A 1,523-nucleotide genomic window follows, 5' to 3' on the forward strand; every position below is an offset into this window, starting at 1 on the left:
TAACTCAACTTTCGCACCTAGAAAATCAATGTAAAACCAGTTGTAGAACGGTCTTACGGTCTGTTGAATAGCCAGCTTGCCAAAATAGAAAAACACCACTTCGTTTGGTAAAGTGAGAGTGTCAAGCCATCACTACCAGACAGAAGAGGTGTCTTCCATCATGATAGACCATCAGCCCGATCTGAATCAACTGCCAAACGAATTAAAGCCTGCTTTTCAAGAACTGAAAGTGATGAAACATCTTCAACAAGCCGGATTCCGTAAGCGATTTGGCTTTAGCTGTGCTCGGCTATTCCAACTCGTCTTTGTCCTTCTGTTTCACCAGAAGAATTGGTTTCGACTGCTCGAGAGCAGCAAGGGCGACTCCTTTCCCGGCAAGGATGCCGTCTATCGTTTCCTCAACCATGCAGGCTTTGCCTGGCGTCGTTTTCTGACGTCGCTCAGCGTCGCGACGGTGCAGAAGGTCAGCGTGCTTACGTCGGCAGATCGGGGCACCGTCTTCATCGTCGACGATTCCATGTTCGAACGCAACCGCAGCAAAGCCGTTGAGTTGCTGGCCAGGTTCAAAGATCATGCCACCGGCGCTTATTACAAGGGATTTCGTATGCTCACCATGGGATGGTCCGACGGCCATACCTTCCTGCCGCTGGACTTCGCGCTGCTCAGTTCCGGCAAATCTGCCATTAACGGCATGAACGAGAAGATCGACAAACGGACGAACGGGTATAAGCGACGTCAAGAAGCACTCCTGTCGGCTCCGCAGGTGATTGTATCGATGTTGGATCGCGCGCTTGCCGCCGGAGCCACGGCCTCCTATGTCTTGATGGACAGTTGGTTCACGCACGCGCCCCTCATTGGCGAGATCGCCTCCCGCGGGCTCGACGTGATCGGCATGGTCAAGAACGACAATAAGCGTTTCCTTGTTCAAGGCCGGAAGCTGTCGCTCAAAGAACTATACACCGCAGCGTCTCCGGTGCAAAGCAAGAAACGAGGCATCCTTCGTTCGATTCGAACCGAGCTTGCCTCCGGCATACCGGTTCACGTGGTATTCGTCCGTCATCGCACGAAGAAGAACGAATGGCTCGCGGTGCTGACGACGGATCTTTCCCTCTCCGTGGAGGACGTGATCCGTATTTACGGGATCCGCTGGGACATCGAGGTCTTCTTCAAGTGCACCAAGTCGCTGCTTCGTTTGCAGAAAGAGTTTCAAGGCCGCTCCTATGATTTACTGATCAGCCATACGACGATTGTATTCTCCCGCTATATTTTGCTGGCCTGGCAGCATCGGCAAAGTACGGATGCTCGCTCGTTCGGCGGTCTGTTTTATGTGTTGTGCGACGAAGTTGGCACATTGGACTGGGCCATCGCCTTGCAGCAACTGCTCGATCTGATCAACGAAATCGCTACGAAAGCAGGAAAAAAGCTTTCGGCTCTGATTCAACGTCAACTCCAGCAATGGATTGCAACTTTACCCAGCTACATCAAGGCCTGTTTGCCCATTTCATGCTGCGAAAGTTGAGTAA

The 1,523-nt window shown here is 52.1% G+C and carries 1 protein-coding gene; it reads left to right on the forward strand.

Going from position 1 to position 1,523, the window contains the following annotated elements:
- Positions 1–160 precede the first annotated feature (160 nt).
- Complete coding sequence (locus LQ229_RS26900; RefSeq protein WP_230193412.1) at positions 161–1,519, forward strand: transposase; 1,359 nt, start codon at positions 161–163, stop codon at positions 1,517–1,519.
- Positions 1,520–1,523 lie beyond the last annotated feature (4 nt).

It is taken from the genome of Paenibacillus sp. CECT 9249, from assembly GCF_918697855.1.
Lineage (GTDB): Bacteria > Bacillota > Bacilli > Paenibacillales > Paenibacillaceae > MSJ-34.